Here is an 18645-nt window from a genome sequence, read left to right as displayed (position 1 = left end):
AGCATGCCGTTGAAACGCTGGTCCGTCTTCCCCCGTTCCCTGCGTCAGGTGGTTATGATGGCGTTTTTGCTGGTGCTGGTGCCGCTACTGGTGCTGGCCTGGCAGGCATGGCAGAGCCTGAATGCTCTGAGCGATCAGGCGGCCTGGACCAACAGAACGGCGCTGACCGACGCCCGCCGCAGCGAAGCCATGACCAGCGCCGCGCTGGAGATGGAGCGTAGCTATCGTCAGTACTGCGTGCTGGATAACCCCACCCTGGCGAACGTTTACCAGAGCCAGCGCCAGCGCTATGGCCAGATGTTGGCGGCCCACGCCAGCGTGCTGCCTGATGAGCGTATCTGGCGCACGCTAAGTCACGCCCTTGAAGGGCTGAGCGCCCTGAAGTGCCGCAATAGCGGCCCGGATGAGGCGGCGTCGGCGCAGCTCGAAACCTTTGCCCATGCCAATACCGAGCTGGTACAGGCGACCCGCTCGGTGGTTTCTGCCCGCGGCATACAGCTACAGCGGGAGATTGCCGAACGCGGTCGCTACTTTGGCCGTCAGGCGCTGGCCCTGTTTCTGGTCAGCCTGGCGCTGGTGATGCTGTTTACCCGAATGATTATTGGCCCTGTTAAGGGGCTGGAACGCATGATTAACCAACTGGGAGAAGGGCAGAGGCTGGATGAGATACCGCTGTTCAAAGGGCCGCGGGAACTGCGCTCGGTAGGGCAGCGCATTATCTGGCTGAGCGAGCGCCTGAGCTGGCTCGAATCCCAGCGCCATCAGTTTTTGCGGCATATTTCCCACGAACTTAAGACCCCGCTTGCCAGCCTGCGCGAAGGTACGGCGCTGCTGGCTGACCGGGTGGCAGGGCCGCTGACGCCGGAGCAGGAAGAGGTAGTGGCGATTCTCGACAGCAGCAGTCACAATCTGCAACGGCTGATAGAACAACTGCTGGACTATAATCGCAAGCTGACCGACGGCGCCAGCACGCTGCAGCCAGTGGCGCTGGCGCCGCTGGTGGAGCGGATTATTGCCGCGCATGCGCTGCCGGCACGGGCTAAACTGATGCAAGCCCGGGTCACCCTGGCCCCGGAAGACTGCCTGGCGGACCCCAGTCTGCTGACCAGCGCGCTGGATAATCTCTACTCCAATGCGGTGCACTATGGCACTGAATCCGGTACCATTTATCTGCGTAGCTACCGGGCGGGTGATCATCTGACCATCGAGGTCGCCAACGATGGCCCATCGATTCCGGAAAGTGAACGGGCCATGATTTTCGAACCCTTTTATCAGGGCAGCCAACAGCGCAAGGGCGCGGTAAAGGGCAGCGGTCTTGGACTGAGCATTGCGCAGGATGCGATCCGGCGTATGCAGGGCACCCTGCGCCTGGTGGATGATAACGACGCGGATGTCTGTTTCCGCATCGAACTGCCGGTCTGTACCGGAAATGAGACGATATGACGAATGGGTTGACTGGCGTTGCGCGGTGGCGCAGGGCCTGTACGGGACCGCTACTGGCGGTGCTCCTGACGCTGCTGGCAGGCTGCACGACCGTTAAGGAACAGGGCGCGCACCATGCAGGGGCGCGTCCGGCTGAACCGGAACGACAGGTGGCGGATTATCTGGCGACGCCCTGTCCCACACTGTGGCGACTCAAAGGCGCCGTGGCGGAAAATAATCCGCTGTACTGGCTGCGGGGCATTGACTGCGCTGAACGGCTGGCGCCTGCCGATGCCCGCTCGCTGGCTCATCGCTTTGATGAAGAGACCTGGCAGGCGGCGTTTCGCCAGGGGATCCTGCTGGCGAAGGCGAAGATTACTCCCCAGGAGCGGCGGCACAATCTGAATAAGCTGGATAACATGAGTTATGCGGTGCCACGTCAGGTGCACACGCTGTATCAGATGCTGCGCGATAACCAGGCCCAGGAGCTGTCGCTCTCCGACGCCCGCTGGCGCTATAGCACGCTTCAGGAGCAGAGCGATAGCGAGCTGGATGAGCTGCGTCAGCAGCAGAAACATCTGCACAGCCAGTTGGAGCAGACCCGGCGTAAGCTACAAAACCTGACTGATATTGAGCGTCAGCTTTCCAGCCGCAAAGGGGCGAGCAGCTACCTGCCCGATGGTGATGCACCAGACCCCCAGGCGCCGCAAAGCGATGACGCGCAGGAGGCCAAACCATGACACAGCACAGCGGCGCGCGACTGCTATTGGTGGATGACGATCCAGGGTTGCTGAAGCTATTGGGTATGCGTCTTACCAGCCAGGGCTACCAGGTCACCACCGCGGAAAGCGGCCAGCAGGGCTTGAAACTGCTGGCCAAAGAGCGGCCGGATCTGGTGATTAGCGATCTGCGGATGGACGAGATGGACGGCATGCAGCTGTTTGCCGAAATCCAGAAAACGCAGCCGGGGCTGCCGGTGATCATCCTGACCGCCCACGGCTCGATTCCCGATGCGGTGGCCGCTACCCGTCAGGGAGTATTCAGCTTTCTGACCAAACCGGTGGACCGGGACGCGCTCTACAGGGCGATAGACGAAGCGCTGGCCCAGAGCGCCGGAACGGGAGACAACCTGTGGAGTGAGACCATCGTCACCCGCAGCCCGGCAATGCTGCGTCTGCTGGAACAGGCGCGTATGGTGGCTCAGTCGGATGTCAGCGTACTGATTAACGGCCAGAGCGGCACCGGTAAAGAGGTGCTGGCCCGCGCCATTCATCAGGCCAGCCCCCGTGCAGGCAAGGCATTTATTGCTATTAACTGTGGCGCGCTACCGGAACAGCTGCTGGAGTCTGAACTTTTTGGTCATGCGCGCGGCGCTTTTACTGGTGCGGTCAGCAGCCGTGAAGGACTGTTCCAGGCCGCCGAAAGTGGGACGCTGTTTCTGGATGAGATTGGCGATATGCCGGTGCCGCTTCAGGTGAAGCTGCTGCGGGTGTTGCAGGAGCGCAAGATACGGCCGCTGGGCAGTAATCGTGATGTCGATATTAACGTGCGTATTCTTTCCGCCACCCATCGGGATCTGCCGAAAGCGATGCAGCGTGGCGAGTTTCGCGAGGATCTGTTCTATCGCCTGAACGTCGTCAGCCTGAAGATTCCGGCGCTGCATGAGCGGGCCGAGGATATTCCGCTGCTGGCTAATCATCTGCTGCGTCAGGCGGCGGAGCGCCATAAGCCCTTTGTGCGCAGTTTTTCCACCGACGCGATGAAACGCCTGATGGCTGCCAGTTGGCCGGGCAATGTTCGCCAACTGGTGAACGTGATTGAGCAGTGCGTGGCGCTGAGCCCGGCGCCGGTCATTAGCGAGGCGTTGATCCAGCAGGCGCTGGAGGGTGAAAACACCGTGCTTCCCACCTTTGTAGAAGCGCGCAGCCAGTTTGAACTGAACTATCTGCGTAAGCTGCTGCAGATCGCCAAAGGCAATGTCACCCATGCAGCAAGAATGGCGGGCCGCAACCGTACTGAATTCTACAAACTGCTGGCTCGTCATGAACTGGACGCCAGTGACTTTAAAGAATAGGCTGTGTTTCCTGATGCCCGACAGTTTATAACCAACGAGGCGCCGACACAGAGGCGAGCGCTGCGTGTAACGCAAGTTGATTTAAGGATGCACCATGAAAAAGATTGATGCGATTATTAAACCCTTCAAACTGGACGATGTGCGTGAAGCGCTGGCCGAAGTAGGGATTACCGGAATGACGGTCACCGAGGTGAAAGGCTTCGGCCGCCAGAAGGGGCACACCGAGCTTTATCGCGGCGCCGAGTATATGGTCGACTTTCTGCCGAAGGTGAAGATCGAAATTGTGGTGGCGGACGATATTGTTGATACCTGTGTCGATACCATTATTCGTACCGCCCAGACCGGCAAGATCGGTGACGGTAAGATTTTTGTCTTTGATGTGGCGCGCGTGGTGCGGATTCGTACCGGCGAAGAGGATGACGCGGCGCTGTAATCGTCACGCTCTGTTAAACAAACGGCCCGCTTTTGCGGGCCGTTTCGTTTTTTACAGCACCTTATGCGGGCCGAAGCATTCGTAGTGGATGCGCGATTTATCCACGCCCAGTTTCACCAGCTGTTCGGCGGCGAACTGCATAAAGCCGATCGGCCCGCACAGATAGAACTGGGTGGCTGAATCGCTGAACTGACCGGCTTCGTCCGCCAGCGTCATCAGCCCTTCGCTATCGAAACGCTGCTGCGCGCGGTCGTCGGCGTCCGGCTGGCTGTACCAGACGTGGCTGTGGAATGCCGGTAGCTGATTGCCCAACTGGGCTACCTCATCAGCGAAGGCATGCACGCTGCCGTTTTCGGCGGCGTGGAACCAGTTCACCTGGCCGCGATGACCGGTAGCGGCCAGAGTGTTAAGCATCGCCAGCATCGGAGTCTGACCGACGCCGCCGGAAATCAGGGTAACCGGTGTCTCAGGCGTAACATCCATAAAGAAGTCGCCCGCCGGCGCCACCAGGTTGACCACATCGCCTTCTTTCGCATGCTGATGCAGCCAACTGGACACCTGGCCTTCGCCTTCGCGCTTCACCGCAATACGGTAGCTCTTGCCGTTGGGATTGCGGGTCAGGGAGTACTGGCGAATCTCCTGATGAGCAAAGCCTTCTGGCTTCAGCCAGACGGCGGTGTACTGGCCAGGGCGGTAGTCGGCCACCGGCTTGCCGTCCACAGGCTCCAGTTCAAAACTGGTGATAAGCGTGCTCTGGGGCTTTTTCGCCGCGATGCGGAAAGGACGGGTGCCTTCCCAGCCACCCGTTTTGGCTTTGGTTTCGTCGTAGATTTGCCCTTCGCGGTCGATAAACACCTGGGCCAGCACGCCGTAGGCTTTACCCCAGGCATCCAGCACTTCGTCGCCCGGGCTGAACATCTCGTCCAGCGTCGCCAGCAGATGGTGACCGACGATCTGATACTGATCGGGGCGGATCTGGAAGCTGGTGTGCTTCTGGGCGATTTTCTCAACGGCCGGCAGAATCGCTGCCAGGTTTTCAATATTGGTGGCATAGGCGCAGATGGCGTTAAACAGCGCTTCACGCTGGTCGCCGTTGCGCTGGTTGCTCATATTGAAAATATCTTTCAGTTCCGGGTTGTGGCGGAACATACGGTCATAAAAGTGGGCGGTGAGTTTGGGGCCGGTGTCGGCAAGCAGGGGGATGGTGGATTTCACGACGGCGATGGTCTGGGCGTCTAACATTGCGCACTCCTTATTCTCAGATTTCTTAAAGTGGTATATGTGATGCATTTTATGGAAATGTCATAACCATGTAAAGGAGGATGTTATGTAAGTGAATAAAATACAACTGGACGATGAGTATCTTTCCTGTCATGCGTGTAAACCTGGAAATCCATAACGCCTTGTTTGGCGGGTAGCCAATCGTTTGCGCACAATCCTTTGTCAAGACCTGTTATCAGACTTTTAATCGGTTATACTGGGGGCCGTTGCCCGCCGTGGGCGAGTCCTTTTATCGTTAGCTGAGTCAGGAGATGCGGATGTTAAAGCGTGAAATGAACATTGCCGATTATGATGCCGAACTGTGGCAGGCTATGGAGCAGGAGAAAGTACGTCAGGAAGAGCATATCGAACTGATCGCCTCCGAAAACTACACCAGTCCGCGTGTGATGCAGGCGCAGGGCTCTCAGCTAACCAACAAATATGCCGAAGGTTATCCCGGCAAGCGCTACTACGGCGGCTGTGAGTATGTCGATATCGTTGAACAGCTTGCCATCGATCGCGCCAAAGAGCTGTTCGGCGCCGACTACGCTAACGTCCAGCCCCACTCCGGCTCTCAGGCTAACTTCGCTGTTTACACCACGCTGCTGCAGCCGGGCGATACCGTGCTGGGCATGAATCTGGCCCATGGCGGCCACCTGACTCACGGCTCGCCGGTTAACTTTTCCGGTAAGCTGTACAACATCGTGCCTTACGGTATCGATGAAAGCGGCCATATCGACTACGCGGATCTGGAAAAACAGGCAAAAGAGCATAAACCGAAGATGATTATCGGCGGCTTCTCTGCATATTCTGGCGTGGTGGACTGGGCGAAGATGCGTGAAATCGCCGACAGCATCGGCGCATATCTGTTTGTTGATATGGCGCACGTTGCCGGGCTTATCGCCGCCGGCGTCTACCCGAACCCGGTTCCGCATGCCCACGTGGTGACTACCACTACCCATAAAACTCTGGCCGGTCCGCGCGGCGGACTGATTCTGGCCAAAGGCGGCAGTGAAGAGCTGTACAAGAAGCTGAACTCTGCGGTTTTTCCCGGAGCTCAGGGCGGTCCGCTGATGCACGTGATTGCCGGTAAGGCCGTGGCGCTGAAAGAAGCCATGGAGCCGGAATTCAAAACCTATCAGCAGCAGGTGGCGAAGAACGCTAAAGCCATGGTGAAGGTGTTCCTGGATCGCGGTTATAACGTGGTTTCCGGCGGTACTGATAACCACCTGTTCCTGCTGGATCTGGTAGCGAAAGATCTGACCGGTAAAGAGGCGGATGCCGCGCTGGGCCGCGCCAACATTACCGTGAATAAGAACAGTGTACCGAACGACCCGAAGAGCCCGTTTGTGACTTCTGGCGTGCGTATTGGTACTCCGGCGGTTACCCGTCGCGGCTTTAAAGAAGCGGAAGTTCAGGAGCTGGCGGGCTGGATGTGCGACGTGCTGGACAATATCCAGGACGAAGCGACCATCGAGCGCGTGAAGCAGAAGGTGTTGGATATCTGCGCCCGCTTCCCGGTTTACGCGTAAGCGCGCCCTGTTGGTAAAAACGCTGGCCCCTGTGGCCGGCGTTTTTTATTGAGTACCCTTTCCTGGCGCATCCTGCTCAAAAATCCGATCGCGAACCAGACGTTTCCGTAGCCAGTGCTGGGCTTTCCCTTCTGCCCGTAGCCTGGACCACAGCAGATCCACGCCAACCAGCCAGTCAGTATGCGGATACTCCTGCTGGCGCAATTCGACCAGCTCGCCCCGTTCCAGCTCTCTGCGAACAAACTGATGGGGGAGTGACGCCCAGCCCAGTCCGGCGAGGGTGGCTTCCAGAATCGCGCCGTAGCTCTCCATCCGCCATATCGACGGGCTGGTGAGATATTCGGTGGTGGCTATCGGTCGCTGCTGTCGGCCAAAGGCGATATGGCGGTACTGGTGAAGATCGGCAAACGAAACGGGGATCCTTTGGGCGAGGGGATGAGCAGTGCTAACGACATGTACCATCGTCAGTTTCCCCAGTTGTCGGAACTGAATACGATCCGCATCAACGGCGCGCGTCAGCGCAATACCCAGATGAGCCTCTCCGGAATGCACCATGGCCTCTACATCACCATGAAGCGGCTCGCGGATATGGATATCCACTTCGGGGAAAGCCATAGAAAAATCGTATAATACAGGAGAGATAAAACCATAAGGAATGGCGATAGCCAGGCTGATAGATCGTTCGATCTGTTGATTAAAGGCATCGACCCGGCGCTCCAGCGTATTATAGCTTTCCAGCACCACTCTGGCATATTCGCGCAGAGCTTCGCCCTGCCCGGTCAGGCTGACCTGGCGCGGGCTGCGCACGAACAGCGGCACATTCATATCCACTTCCAGGTTGCTCATGGCCATACTCACGGCGGAGGGGGAACGCTGTATTTCCCGGGCTGCGGCGGAGAATGACCCCAACCGGGCAACGGCGTCGAAGGTCGTAAGTTGATCCAGTGTATAGCGCATTATTTGCTCGCCCTTTCAGTTTTCCTGATAGCTGTTAATTCCGTTGTCTTTTGCCTCCCGATATAGGGTGTCCGGCATGACTCACAGCCTGAGGAATTGTCAGATGTCGCATTCCACCTTACTACAACCGCAGACGCCAGCGCGCCGTCTGTTATCGCTGGGGCTACAGCATGTCCTGGTGATGTATGCCGGAACCGTGACGGTGCCATTAATTCTGGCGTCGGCTATGCAGCTTGATAGCGCCACCACCGTCATGCTGGTCAGCGCCAGCCTGTTTACCTCCGGCCTTGCCACACTGCTGCAATCTCTGGGCATTGGCCGTTTTGGTGCCCGGATGCCGTTAATCCAGGGCTGTTCGTTTATCGTTCTGGCGCCGCTGGTATTGATCGGCCAGCAGTATGGGTTGCCAGCGGTATTCGGCGCCACCATTGGTGCCGGGGTCTTTACCCTGTTGGCTGCGCCGCTTTTTAGTCGCCTGCTGGTGCTGTTTCCGCCACTGGTGATCGGCTGTGTGATTACCATTATCGGTCTTTCGCTGATTCCCGCCGCCGCCATCTGGCTGGGAGGCGGAAACCCGGATGCAGCGGATTTTGGTTCACCACCCCAGCTTCTGCTGGGAACGGGCACCCTCATCTTTACGCTATTGCTCTATGCGTTCTGTCGCGGTTTGATGCGCAGCCTCAGCATTCTGATTGGCATGGCGGTGGGAACCCTGGCGGCGCTACTGGTAGGGATGGCGGATGTGAGCGCGGTGGCAGCGGCACCCTGGTTTGGCGTGAGTCTTCCGTTTGCCTTTGGTATGCCGCAGTTTGAACCGGCACCGATATTCGTTCTGTGCCTGTCGATGATTGTGGTGATGACCGAAACCACCGGCAATGTATTACTGATTGGCCGCCTGACGGAGCAGGAGATTGCGCCGCGTCGTCTGGCGGACACCCTGCGGGCAGATGGGCTCTCGACGGTCATTGGCGGTTGCCTGAATAGCTTTCCCTATAACGCCTTTTCCCAGAATGCGGGGGTTCTGATGCTGACCCGGGTCTATGACCGCTACGTACTGGCGGCGGCAGGCGTGATTCTGGTGCTGCTGGGTGTATTCCCCAAACTGGGGGCCGTAGTCGCCACCATTCCCCGACCGGTGCTGGGTGGCGTTGGGCTGCTGATGTTTGGAATGACGCTCAGTGCCGGAATTCAGGAGCTGAAACGGGTGGATTTTAGCAATGAGCGTAACGTACTGATTGTCGCGATATCCATTAGCGTCGGCACGCTGCCGATGGCGTTTCCGGCACTGTTTCACGCCCTGTCGTCCGAACTTCAACTGCTGTTAGGCAGCGGTATCTTTATTGGCGGCGCGACGGCGGTGCTGCTGAATCTGCTATTAAATCGTCCGGCGCCTGAAGCGCAGGGAGGTATTCAGTGACGCACCCGCACTATTCGCAATTTATCCATTTTCTGCGGCTCTCTAATGAGGTAGGACGCCGGGCCATGGCGCTGGGCAATCACCCCTTCGGCGCGGTGCTGGTGGCGCCCGATAATCAAACTGTGCTGATGACCCAGTGCAATATCGACACCGTGAATCATGCCGAATCCACGCTGGCGCGGATGGCGGCCAGCAACTATCCGGCGGACTATCTGTGGCATTGCACGCTCTATACGGCGGTTGAGCCGTGCTGCATGTGCGCTGCCACCATCTACTGGGCCAATATCGGCCGGGTGGTTTATGGCATGAGCGAACGGCGGCTGCTGGAGTGTACCGGCAGCCATGATGAAAATCCGACCATGAGTTTGCCCGCAGAGGTGGTATTGAGCAGCGGCCAGAAGGCGATTGAGCTGATTGGCCCGATCCCCGAAATGGAGCTGGAGACTGCCACGCTACAGGCCGGGTTCTGGAAAAACCGTGCTTAGCTACGCCAGAAGGTGCGCGACAGTAAAATTAGCACCGGATAAATTTCCAGGCGGCCCAGCAACATGGCGGCGCACATCAGGTATTTGGCCGGATCGTTCAGGGTGCCGAATCCTGCCGCGGTTTCGCCGAAGCCCAGCCCCATATTGTTGATACAGGCGGCGACGGTGGCGAAGGCGGTCAGCAGATCGTAGCCCAGCAGATTCAGCAGAATGATAAACAGGCAGGTACAGAGGGCGTAAAGAAAGAAGAAGCTCCAGACGCTGCGCAGCACCCGGTCGCTGACCGGGTGGCCGCCGATGCGCACGCTGATCAGCGCCCGGGGATGCGCCAACTGGTGGATCTCCTGGCGGCTCTGTTTAAACAGCACCAGGAAGCGCAGCGCTTTAATACCGCCGCAGGTAGAGCCGACGCAGCCGCCAAAGAAGCTGCTTAATAGCAGTAAGACAATGATATGTACCGGCCAGTCGGCATAATCACCGGTGGCCAGCCCGTTATCGGTAATCATCGAACTGGTCAGGAAGAAGGCATGGACAAAGGATTCCGGCAGGCCGTACATCCCGGCGCGCCAGACCTCCAGCGTGACGATAATCACCACCACTGCCACGACCAGCAGGAAGAAACGCAGCTCGGCGTTGTGTAAAAAAGGCTTCAGGCTGCGGCGGCTGAGCACCACAAACCAGAGCGCGAAGTTAATGGCCGACAGCAGCGAAAAAAGACCCGCGACGCCCTCCACGGCCAGGCTATCGGCATGGCCCAGGCTTTCATTCCAGGTGGAAAAACCACCCAGCGATACGGTGGAGATGCCGTGGCATAGCGCATCGAAACCGGGCATTCCGGCGAACCAGAAGACAAGGGAACAGGCGGCGCCCAGCAGCAGATAGGTCAGCCACAGTTGCTTTGCGGTATCCGCCAGACGCGGCGTCAGGCGCTCTTCCTTAAAGGGGCCCGGCATTTCTGACTGATACAGCTTCATCCCACCAATGCCCAGCAGCGGCAGAACCGCCACCGCCAGCACAATGACTCCAAGCCCGCCCACGTAGTTAAGCTGCGCCCGGTAGTAGAGTATCGATCGCGGTAGCCCCGAGACTTCGCTCAGCACCGATGCGCCCGTGGTGGTAATGCCGGATATCCCCTCAAACAGCGCATCCACCGGCCGTAACTGTAGCTCATCGCTCAGCCATAGCGGCATGGCGCTAATCAGCGAAAACAGCAGCCAGAACAGCACGATAATCAGAAAGCCGTCGCGGGTTTTAAGCTGCACGCTGCTGGTGCGCGTAATGGCCCAGCTTCCGGCTCCAAGCGTGGCGAAGAGGGCAAAGGTGATCAGAAAGGCGAACAGGCTGCGCTCTTTGTTGATAAGAGCGACAAACGCTGGCGGCAGCATGGTCAGGCTGTAGAGAAAGACCAGAAAGCCGCACAGATGGATGACTACCCGGGTGCGGGAGGGCGATGATGAAACGGATTCGGCGCTGGCGTACAAACCTGTTGTCCTCATGACTCCCCCGTTCGGAGGAGGTCGTTCACGTAAACGCGGCTAAAGATATCACAAGCGGTACGCCATATTCTGAAAACACGTCGTCAGATGGCTTCCAGATTCAGGCCCCGGGTCTTCGGCCCGAACAGTCCCACCGACAGCATCACCATCATCATGCTGACCACGATAAAGATAATCACCCCGCTGGTGCCGCTGTATTGCAGAATCAGACCGATCAAAATGCTGGTGAACGCGGTGGATAACCGACTGAAAGAGTAGCAGAAGCCAACGCCTCTGGCCCGAATATGGGTCGGAAAGACCTCGGCCTGATAGGCATGATAGCTAATGGTCAGCCAGGCGTTGGACCAGGTGATCATAAAGCCGCACAGGATCAGCAGCAGAGGCTGGTTCTGGAGTGCGAACAGGGTGCCGAACACCACCGTGGTCAGGGAAGAGAAGACTATCTGCCACTTGTTTTCCATGCGGTGAGCATAGCGGCTACAGATCAGGCAGCCCACCGGATAGGCCAGGGTGATAAAGAAAGCATAGAGCAGGCTGTGGGTAATGCTGGCCCCCTGGCCGGAAAGCAGAGCCGGTAACCAGTTGCCGAAGCCGAAGAAGCCGATGGCCTGGAAGAAGTTCATCACACACAGCATCAGGGTGCGGCTGCGATATTCCGGCGACCACAATTCCCGGAAGCTGCCGCGACCGGTGGTATTGGACGACATGTCACCGGCATTGAAGCGGGCGGCGGGCTGAAGGCCGCAGCGCCGTTCCATATCGCACATGACCCGGTGCGCCTCATCACTGCGACCATGACGCGCCAGCCAGCGTGCCGATTCCGGCAGATTTTTACGCACCAGCCAGATAACCAGCGAACAGACGGCGCCGATGATCACCACCAGTCGCCAGCCGCTGACGCCAAAGTAGTTATGGGGCACCAGCCACCAGGAGAGCAGAGCTACCGTGGGCACCGACAGAAACTGGATAAAGAACGCGAAGGAGAAGGCTTTGTTGCGCAGCGACGCTGGCACCCACTCGGTCAGATAGGTATCGATGGTGACCAGCTCAATCCCCAGGCCAATGCCGACCATAAAGCGGCACAGAATCACCCCTTCCGCCGTGGTCTGGCAGGCCATCAGCAGGGAAAACAGGCCATACCAGGCCAGGGCGAACATAAAGGTCAGGCGGCGGCCGAAACGGTCGGCCTGGGGAGCCAGCAGGCTGGCGCCGATGAACAACCCCAGAAAGGTTACCGAGGCGAATGCGGCCTGATCGGCCACGCCAAACAGGCCGTCGCTGCCGGTATGAAAGATGCCATCGGCCACCAGACCGGTGCTGATCCAGGCGGTCTGGAACAGGTCGTAGAGTTCGAAGAAGCCGCCCAGCGACAGCAGCACGATAAAGCTCCACAGGCCGCGGGAGGAGGGCAGAGCGTTGATGCGCCCGGCGATATCGCGCCCGGGAGCGGCATCGGGCTCTGGCGCATCTAAGGGTAAAGTGCGGGATTGCATGTTACTGTTATCCTCTGATAATTATTGTGTTTGCCCGTCAATGTTAAGTTAATGTAAATCGAGTTAAATTTTTAAATCATTAGCTGGCAATGAAAATTCAGCGTAAAAGCAGGAACAGTGGCGGTCAGTTAGTGAAAGATATGGGATGAGGCGCTTTTGCCTTAGCCGGCTGGGGTGCCAGCACAGAGAATTCTTCTATCCTTTAACGTATTCCGTGCCTGACATTGCCTCCTCACACCGGGCAGGAAACCGGAGCCTTATGAAAAAGAGTTTATTGTGTCTTGCTATCATCCTGATTACCTGGAGCGCGCGGGGAGAGTCGCAGGTACAGCCTTTCCGTCCGGCGATGGCAAGCTTGTCCAACGAACTGGAGTTCGATGCGCTGCGCGGCCACGTAAAAAGTTTTGAGCAGGCGCTGTATGGCGACAGCGACAAACCGCTGATGGTGGCGAAAGGGCAGTTTGATCCCAGCGGTTGCCTTAAAGAGTATGAACGGGCGGACAGAACCAGCGGCGAGTATATGAAGCTGGTGCGCGGTAGCGACAGCAACACTCTGGTGTCGGTACGCGATAAGCGCAATACCATTGTGCTCAATGACAAATGCCAGATTGTGGAGACCACTAACAGCGATCCTGTCCATAAGCTCTATATCTACGACAATGGCTTTCTGGTGAAAGTTAAGGATGCAAAAGACGCCTGGGTCTATCGCGAGTACTTCTATACCCGCGAAGGCATGCCCAAAAGCATTGTGTTTTATAGCGAACAGAACGATGTGCTGCTGATTACCGAGCCAAAGCGCAAGCTGGACGAACCCTGGGATTTTATTACCCAGGGGCTGAGTAACGGTATGCCGTTCTACCAGGCGCTGAAGAAGTGCCGCTACGACAAAATGGCCAACCCTCTGGTCTGCGACTACGCCGTCAATACCCTGACCGACGGCGGTGAAAAGAAAGAACAGCAGCGGATCCGCTATCGCACGACCTATTACTGACTTCCTGCTTGCCTGAATGCGGAGCCTCTGACAGAGTATCGGCTCCGCAGGGGAGGGAATAATGGTCGTGCAATCAACGCGCTGGCTGGCGCTCAGCTACTTTACCTACTTTTTTAGCTACGGCGTTTTTCTGCCATTCTGGAGCGTCTGGCTCAAAGGAACCGGCCTGACGCCGGAAACCATTGGCCTGTTGCTTGGCGCCGGGCTGGTGGCGCGTTTCCTGGGAAGCCTGCTGCTGGCGCCGAGGGTGCGGGATCCGGGACGTCTGGTGCAGGCGCTACGCCTGCTGGCGCTGGTAGCGCTGATCTTCGCTATTGGCTTCTGGTTGGGTAATACCGCGCTCTGGCTGCTATTGGTGATAGTCGGTTTCAACTTCTTCTTCTCTCCCCTGGTGCCGCTGACCGATGCACTTGCCAATACCTGGCAGCGCCAGATAACCATGGATTACGGCCGGGTCCGGCTATGGGGATCGCTGGCCTTTGTCATTGGTTCAGCCCTGACCGGTAAGCTGGTCAGCCTTTACGGTCATCAGGCCATCCTGATGGTGCTGACGCTGGGGATCATCGCCATGCTAAGCGGAATGCTGCTGCGGCCTTCGGTGGCCCCACAAGGGGACGCCCGCGGCGCAGATCATGTCGGCTGGCAGGCCTGGCGACAGCTGTTGCAGGAAAACTGGCGTTTCCTGGGCTGCGTGACTCTGCTACAGGGGGCTCACGCCGCTTACTACGGCTTTAGTGCGCTGTACTGGCAAAGTGTGGGCTATTCGCCGAGCGTGGTGGGCTACCTCTGGTCGCTGGGCGTGGTGGCGGAAATCCTGATTTTTGCTTTTAGCAACCGACTGTTCCGGCGCTGGAGCCCCCGGGATCTTCTGCTGCTTTCCGCGCTGTCTGGCGTGGTGCGCTGGGGGCTGATGGGCTGGACCACCGAACTGCCGTGGCTGATTGTGATGCAGATTTTGCACTGCGGCACCTTTACGGTTTGCCATCTGGCGGCGATTCGCTATATCTCGGCACACCGTGGCGCTCAGGCGATTCGCCTGCAGGCGCTCTATTCGGCGGTGGCGTTGGGGGGCAGTATCGCGCTGATGACCATGATCTCCGGCTTCCTCTATCAGCATCTGGGGGCCGGGCTATTCTGGGTGATGGCGCTGGTGGTGCTACCGGCTCTGGTGCTGCGGCCTTCCGTGGCGGCAAGAGATTAACCTTCCAGAATTTCCCGGATGTGTCGCTGCTGGCGTTCTCCCAGCGGCCCTTCGCTGTGGATCAGCGGTGGCGAAACCAGCGGCAGGGGCGTGGCATAGGGGGTGACAATCACCGCCACCCCTTTGGGCGAACCCGATGCCTGAAAGTCCGTCAGCGACTGATGGCGAATGGCGATGGGCAGCAGCGTTAGTTCACGTAGCTGCTGTTCGATCTCCGCTTCCAGCGCTGGATTGGCGCCTGTGACGATCAGCACCTGGCGTTCATGAAGATCCTGGGCCTGCATCAGCCAGGCGCCGAAAATCACCGCCACCAGGCCCGCTTCATCATCGGAGAAACGCACGCCGTAGCGATTTTCGAACGGGATTAGCGCTTCACGGGTGGTGCGCATCAGCTTTGGATAGAGGGTGGCCACATCCCGGGTCACCGGGCTGGCGACCATAATATCGAACAGCGAGCGGTCCAGCGCCTGGGCCAGGTGAATATAGAGTTGCCTGCTGAGCCCCTTCTCATCGCTGAAGTCACGACCGGAAAGTTCGCGAAAGTGGGCGATCAGATCGGCGATGGCGCGCTTCAGGCGCCGGTCCTGACGCTGGCTGTCGTTACGCGGATCCGGGGTGCGAAGCAGCATAAACAGCACCGCCAGGAACAGACGCTCGTTCTCATGGGGGGGATGCGGTGTGCGACGATCCCAGTGGCGCACAATCTCTTTGGCCGCCAGCGCTTCAGCACGGGTCTGGGCCCAGCGCCGCTGGCTGTCGCTAAACTGGGGAATATGGCCCTGCTGATGCTGAGTCAGGCAGAACTGCAGGTAGAGGTTCAGGAACTGGTTGTCGCCAGGTGTGAACTGCCGCTGCAGACGGCGCGAACAGAGGTTGACCAGGGCCTGAAGGTTGGTATCGTCATAGAGCGCGCGTGAAATCCCCTGCTGACGCAGCTCCTGTTTCAGAGCGGGGGCAAACTGATGCCGGACGAAATCCGGACACAGACGCAGGCCCCGACGTAGCCAGTGAAGCAGGCAGAGGCGACGATCCAGTGCGGTGCCTTCAATCCGGTAGCTGCCGTCGGGTTGAGTCAGGATATTAAGCCGATAATTCTCCCGAATTTCATGGCGGGCATCGGCGATATCCTGGTGAACGACGGCTTCATCCACCCCATTAAGGCGTGCGATGACCTGGGGGGTCACCGTCTGTCCCGGAAGACAGAGCGTTAAAAGCAGGTGGCAGCGGCGTTGCGGATCGGAAAGCACAGATGGTGGCGGCTGAAGCAGTGTCATCATCCGATTTTTCCCGTTAGTCGTGTTCAGATCCAAGGATAGTCGAAGTTTTATGCTCCGTTTTTTCTGCTGAGCATTTTTCAGAAGGTTGTTTCGCCTGGCTCACAGTATTTTTCGCTGAGGAATGATGGATATCACTAAATCAGGACGTTGCAGCGCGCTGGCGCTGACTTTGCTGGCCCTCTCTGCCGGTGCCTTTGGGCATCCGCACAGCTTTATCACTCTTGAGAGCCAGATGGTGGTGGAGAATGATGCACTCGCCGGGCTGGCGATGCGCTGGACTATGGATGAAATGACCTCGGCCGATCTGCTGTATGACGCTGGCGGCGCCGCGCCGGATTCACCGGTCTGGAAAAAGCTGGCGGCCGAGGTGATGGCGAATGTACTGGGGCAGCACTACTTCACGGAATTCTGGCATGGCGATCGGAAGGTGACTTTCAGCAATCTGCCACGCGATTACCGGCTGGCACGCGAGGGGAACAAGGCGGTGCTCTTCTTTACGCTGCCGCTGGCGCATCCCCAGCCGCTGGCAGGGCAACGCTATCGCTTTACCACCTTTGATCCCACTTACTATGTGGATATGCGCTACGACAATGCGAATTCGCTGACGCTGCCAGAAGCGCTGCGCCAGCGCTGTAAGCTCAACCTGAACACCCCGGAGCCCGACGCAAAACTGCAGGCCTGGGCCCTGTCGCTGGATAAAGAAGATGCGCCGCCGCAGGAGATGGAACTGGGTAAACACTTCGCGCAGCAGGTGACGCTGACATGTCAGTAATCAATAACCTTTCCTCACCCCCTGGTCGCCGCTGGCTGGCGTTTTGGCCGCTGGCGCTGCTGATACTGGCAATTGTCGGTGCTGGCGTGGCGCTGTGGCTGAACTGGCCGCAGTTGATGCTAAAGAGCACGCTTTGGCAGCGTGAGGTTAATGGCAAGCTTAGTGCGCTGTTACAGGCGGTGGCCGAAAACCCGGTGCGAGCTGGCAGCGCGCTGCTGCTATTCAGCTTTGCTTATGGCGTGCTGCACGCGCTGGGGCCGGGGCACGGCAAGGTGGTGATGACCACCTGGCTTGCCACTCATCCCTCGCGGCTGCACGCCAGCCTGGGCGTGACGCTGGCATCGTCGCTACTCCAGGGGCTGGTGGCTATCGCGCTGGTCAGTCTGGTGCTGTGGCTGCTGGCGCTGCCGGTGCGCACACTGCATCTCAGCGCTTTCTGGCTGGAAAAAGGGAGCTACCTGCTGGTGGCGCTGCTTGGCGTAATGCTGTGCTGGCGGGCGCTCAGGCGACTGCGCGGTCTGCTGCGGCGCCCGGTTTTCCTGCGGATGACACCGCATCATCAACACAGCGCTACCTGCGGCTGTGGTCATCAGCATCTGCCCTCGTCGCAGCAGATGGAAGAGGGGGGGAGTCTGCGCGAGCGGATTTTGCTGGTGCTGTCGATGGGAATGCGGCCCTGTTCCGGCGCGATCGTGGTGCTGTTATTCAGTAAAGTGATTGATGTTTTCTGGTGGGGTGTGGCGGCGGTGATGGCGATGTCAGCCGGGACTTCGCTGACCATTTCCGGGCTGGCGCTGCTGGTGCATAGCTGTCGGCAACTGGCTCAACGCATGAGCGTGAGTCAAACCCCGGCGCTATGGCAACGGGTGGTCGGTGTCACTCTGGCGCTGGCTGGTGGTGTGATACTGGTGGCGGCGGGAATTATGATGTGGCTGGCGGCGGCTCAGCCGGTCGGGCGGGGGCTCCGCCCCTTCTGACCAGGGGCGGAGTGTGGGCATCAGCGCTTAAGCGCTTCGCTCAGATCGTCGCGCACGCAGGCGAGCAGGGATTTCACCACTCGCGGGTTACCGGCCACGATATTGCCGCTGGTCAGGTAGTTATGACCGCCGACAAAGTCGCATACCAGACCGCCTGCTTCACGCACCAGCAGTTCACCGGCGGCGAAGTCCCAGGGCTTCAGGCCAATTTCGAAGAAACCGTCCACGCGACCGGCGGCAACATAGCCCAGATCCAGCGCGGCGGAGCCGGTGCGACGGAAGTCGGCGCACTGGGTAAACAGGCTGGAAACCATCTTGATGTAGGCAGTGGAGTGCTGCTTGGCTTTGAACGGGAAACCGGTGGCGAGAATGGTGCCGTCCAGATCGCGGGCGCTGCTGCCGCGCAGGCGATAGCCGTTTAGCTGGGCGCCCTGACCGCGGACGGCGCTAAACAGTTCGTTACGCATCGGATCGTAAACCACGGCCACTTCGGTACGGCCCTTAACGCGCACGGCGATAGAGACCGAAAAATGCGGCAGACGTTTGATAAAGTTGGTGGTGCCATCCAGAGGATCGATAACCCACTGTACATCCTGGTCGCTGCCCGCCAGTTCGCCGGCTTCTTCAGAAATGATGGAATGCTGCGGATAAGACTTACGGATAGTCTCGATGATAATGCGTTCGGCTTCTTTGTCGACGTTGGTGACAAAATCGTTGCTGCCTTTCTGGCTGGCTTCCACCGCGTCCGGGGTTTCATAGCTTTTAGCAATAAAATTACCGGCCTTGCGCGCCGCGCGCACGGCGATGTTGAGCATCGGATGCATGAGTTACTCTCACTGGATGTTAAAGAACGGGAAA

At 58.6% G+C, this 18645-nt stretch carries 17 protein-coding genes; 11 read left to right on the top strand and 6 right to left on the bottom strand.

Annotation, left to right across the window (positions count from 1 at the left end; all coding sequences use genetic code 11):
• Positions 1–9 precede the first annotated feature (9 nt).
• From FEM41_RS23600 to glnB, 4 genes are all read left to right on the top strand, one after another.
• Entirely contained in the window at positions 10–1443 is a 1434-nt protein-coding gene (locus FEM41_RS23600; RefSeq protein WP_138099314.1) for a sensor histidine kinase, read from the top strand.
• Positions 1440–2162, top strand: a complete 723-nt coding sequence (qseG, locus tag FEM41_RS23595; protein ID WP_138098926.1) for a two-component system QseEF-associated lipoprotein QseG — start codon at positions 1440–1442, stop codon at positions 2160–2162. The genes FEM41_RS23600 and qseG overlap by 4 nt, the downstream gene beginning before the upstream one ends.
• Positions 2159–3496 carry a two-component system response regulator GlrR gene (gene glrR / locus FEM41_RS23590; RefSeq protein ID WP_138098925.1) on the top strand — a complete coding sequence of 446 codons (1338 nt, stop codon included), beginning with the start codon at positions 2159–2161 and terminating at the stop codon, positions 3494–3496. Before qseG ends, glrR begins: the two co-directional genes overlap by 4 nt.
• Before the next feature lie 94 nt (positions 3497–3590).
• On the top strand, positions 3591–3929 hold the full coding sequence (gene glnB, locus FEM41_RS23585; protein WP_138098924.1) for a nitrogen regulatory protein P-II: 339 nt from the start codon (positions 3591–3593) through the stop codon (positions 3927–3929).
• Positions 3930–3980: 51 nt separating this feature from the next.
• Here glnB and hmpA read toward each other — a convergent pair whose 3' ends face one another.
• Positions 3981–5171, bottom strand: a complete 1191-nt coding sequence (gene hmpA / locus FEM41_RS23580; RefSeq protein WP_138098923.1) for an NO-inducible flavohemoprotein — start codon at positions 5169–5171, stop codon at positions 3981–3983.
• A 296-nt stretch (positions 5172–5467) separates the two neighbouring features.
• Here hmpA and glyA point away from each other — a divergent pair, with 296 nt between their 5' ends.
• On the top strand, positions 5468–6721 hold the full coding sequence (gene glyA, locus FEM41_RS23575) for a serine hydroxymethyltransferase (protein WP_138098922.1): 1254 nt from the start codon (positions 5468–5470) through the stop codon (positions 6719–6721).
• Between the two features lie 45 nt (positions 6722–6766).
• Here the strand turns inward: glyA and FEM41_RS23570 are convergent, their stop codons facing one another.
• Positions 6767–7678 (bottom strand): LysR family transcriptional regulator, encoded by a 912-nt coding sequence (locus FEM41_RS23570; RefSeq protein WP_138098921.1) that lies wholly within the window; start codon positions 7676–7678, stop codon positions 6767–6769.
• Between the two features lie 103 nt (positions 7679–7781).
• Here FEM41_RS23570 and FEM41_RS23565 point away from each other — a divergent pair, with 103 nt between their 5' ends.
• Both FEM41_RS23565 and FEM41_RS23560 read left to right on the top strand, forming a co-directional pair.
• Positions 7782–9095 carry a nucleobase:cation symporter-2 family protein gene (locus FEM41_RS23565; RefSeq protein ID WP_138098920.1) on the top strand — a complete coding sequence of 438 codons (1314 nt, stop codon included), beginning with the start codon at positions 7782–7784 and terminating at the stop codon, positions 9093–9095.
• Positions 9092–9580, top strand: coding sequence for a nucleoside deaminase (locus FEM41_RS23560; RefSeq protein ID WP_138098919.1), 489 nt, complete (start codon positions 9092–9094; stop codon positions 9578–9580). The genes FEM41_RS23565 and FEM41_RS23560 overlap by 4 nt, the downstream gene beginning before the upstream one ends.
• On the opposite strand, the gene FEM41_RS23555 is transcribed toward FEM41_RS23560, so the two are convergent.
• Together FEM41_RS23555 and FEM41_RS23550 are read right to left on the bottom strand one after the other, a co-directional pair.
• Complete coding sequence (locus FEM41_RS23555; RefSeq protein WP_138098918.1) at positions 9577–11076, bottom strand: TrkH family potassium uptake protein; 1500 nt, start codon at positions 11074–11076, stop codon at positions 9577–9579. The two genes, FEM41_RS23560 and FEM41_RS23555, sit on opposite strands and share 4 nt — an antisense overlap.
• Before the next feature lie 83 nt (positions 11077–11159).
• Entirely contained in the window at positions 11160–12569 is a 1410-nt protein-coding gene (locus FEM41_RS23550) for an MFS transporter (RefSeq protein WP_138098917.1), read from the bottom strand.
• 259 nt (positions 12570–12828) lie between these two features.
• Between FEM41_RS23550 and FEM41_RS23545 the strand changes: the two genes are divergently transcribed.
• Together FEM41_RS23545 and FEM41_RS23540 are read left to right on the top strand one after the other, a co-directional pair.
• Entirely contained in the window at positions 12829–13560 is a 732-nt protein-coding gene (locus FEM41_RS23545; protein WP_138098916.1) for a YnfC family lipoprotein, read from the top strand.
• 61 nt (positions 13561–13621) lie between these two features.
• Positions 13622–14761: a 3-phenylpropionate MFS transporter gene (locus FEM41_RS23540; RefSeq protein ID WP_138098915.1), complete on the top strand. Its 1140-nt coding sequence runs from the start codon at positions 13622–13624 to the stop codon at positions 14759–14761.
• On the opposite strand, the gene csiE is transcribed toward FEM41_RS23540, so the two are convergent.
• A complete protein-coding gene (csiE, locus tag FEM41_RS23535; RefSeq protein WP_138098914.1) occupies positions 14758–16038 on the bottom strand; it encodes a stationary phase inducible protein CsiE in 1281 nt (426 codons plus the stop codon). The two genes, FEM41_RS23540 and csiE, sit on opposite strands and share 4 nt — an antisense overlap.
• A gap of 124 nt (positions 16039–16162) precedes the next feature.
• Between csiE and FEM41_RS23530 the strand changes: the two genes are divergently transcribed.
• A complete protein-coding gene (locus FEM41_RS23530) occupies positions 16163–16810 on the top strand; it encodes a DUF1007 family protein (protein ID WP_421805506.1) in 648 nt (215 codons plus the stop codon).
• Positions 16801–17787, top strand: a complete 987-nt coding sequence (locus tag FEM41_RS23525) for a nickel/cobalt transporter (protein ID WP_138098912.1) — start codon at positions 16801–16803, stop codon at positions 17785–17787. Before FEM41_RS23530 ends, FEM41_RS23525 begins: the two co-directional genes overlap by 10 nt.
• Before the next feature lie 20 nt (positions 17788–17807).
• Here the strand turns inward: FEM41_RS23525 and suhB are convergent, their stop codons facing one another.
• Positions 17808–18611, bottom strand: coding sequence for an inositol-1-monophosphatase (gene suhB / locus FEM41_RS23520; RefSeq protein WP_138098911.1), 804 nt, complete (start codon positions 18609–18611; stop codon positions 17808–17810).
• Between the last annotated feature and the right edge of the window lie 34 nt (positions 18612–18645).

This window comes from Jejubacter calystegiae, from assembly GCF_005671395.1.
GTDB lineage: Bacteria > Pseudomonadota > Gammaproteobacteria > Enterobacterales > Enterobacteriaceae > Jejubacter > Jejubacter calystegiae.
This window is presented reverse-complemented; position numbering and strand designations above follow the sequence as displayed.